This is a genomic window from Geodermatophilus sabuli, from assembly GCF_010686765.1.
Taxonomy (GTDB): Bacteria; Actinomycetota; Actinomycetes; order Mycobacteriales; family Geodermatophilaceae; genus Geodermatophilus; species Geodermatophilus sabuli_A.
In genome coordinates this window covers 1-1,355 of sequence record NZ_JAAGWF010000048.1, presented here as the reverse complement: position 1 = coordinate 1,355, position 1,355 = coordinate 1, and the positions used below count along the sequence as shown (strand labels likewise).

Below are 1,355 nucleotides of genomic sequence, written 5' to 3'. Positions count from 1 at the left end.
GACCCGCACCGCCGTGGACGAGCTGTCCCGGATGGCCGCGGACCTGCGCACCACGGTCGGCAACTTCACCTACTGACGACCCCACCCCCGATCAGCGACCCCGGTCGCACGGCCACTCGGCCGTGCGACCGGGGTCGTTGCGTCAGAGCCGACCGGTCCACCGTCTCCGACGGGCGGCCGAGGCCGCATCCCCGTCCTGCGCTCCACAGAGAATGGCGTCATGTCGACACGGGAAAGGCGATGACCGACCATTCTCGGAGAATCTCCGGGGACACGGCCGCAATGCGGACGAAAGCGTCTGTAGGCACTCTACCTTCGTCGTCGTCACCTGCGCACCACTCGATGGACCGACCAGTCGAATCCATCGCGGCGCGACGAAGAGATCCCGCCCGCCTCGTACGGCATTCCCCTGGAGAACGACCATGACCGCATCGCGAACCACGACCACCGGGCAGAGCACGGGCTCCCTGCTCTCCGCCTGGGCCGACCGATCGGTCAAGACGAAGGTGCTGACCGCCGTGTCGCTGACCGCGGTCGTCGCCGCCGGGATCGGTGCCCTCGGCATCGCCGGGATGTCGACCGCCGCGGACGACGCCGAGGAGCTCTACTCGAGCAACCTGCTCGGCGCCGTCGCCGTGGCCGACATGGACAGCCTGCTGCACGAGATGCGGGTGGTGAACCGCGACACCGTGCTGGTCCCGACGACCGACCGCCGCGCGGAGCGGTTCGCGCGCCTCGAGGAGCTCCGGACAGAGTTCGCCGACACCATGGCCGCGTACGAGGGGACCGGGATGGACGCGGCCCGGCAGGAACTCGTGGACCGCATCGGCACGCAGCTGGACCAGTACTACGCGGTGCAGGACGACGTCCTCCAGCCGTTCGCCGTCGCCGGCAACGTGGCCGGATGGGTGGTGGCCAACGACGCGCAGGGCGTCGAGGTGGTCGACTCGCTCCGCACGGACCTCCAGGCGTTGAACGACCTGGAGACCGGCGACGCCGCAGCTGCGGCCACGGAGGTCCGCGCGAACGCCGAGTCGCAGCGCACGATCTCCCTCGTCGTCATGGTCGTCGGCATCGCCCTGGCCCTGGGCCTCGGGTGGTTCGTCGCCGGCGGCGTCGCCCGGGCCGCGCGCCGGGTCCAGGACGTCACCGCGGCGCTGGCCGCGGGTGACCTGACGAAGACCAGCGGACTGGTGTCCAGGGACGAGATGGGTCGCATGGGCCAGGGCCTGGACGCAGCCGTCACGAACCTGCGGTCGGTGCTGGGCACCGTCGCCGCGTCGGCGGATGCGGTCGCCGCGTCGTCGGAGGAGCTGAGCGCGTCCTCGGCGCAGATCTCGGCGTCGGCGGAGGAG

The 1,355-nt window shown here is 71.1% G+C and carries 1 protein-coding gene; it reads left to right on the top strand.

Going from position 1 to position 1,355, the window contains the following annotated elements; translation table 11 throughout:
• Positions 1-422: 422 nt before the first annotated feature.
• Positions 423-1,355, top strand: a 933-nt coding sequence (locus tag GCU56_RS22925; RefSeq protein WP_163484494.1) for an MCP four helix bundle domain-containing protein, incomplete at its 3' end; no start/stop codon positions are given.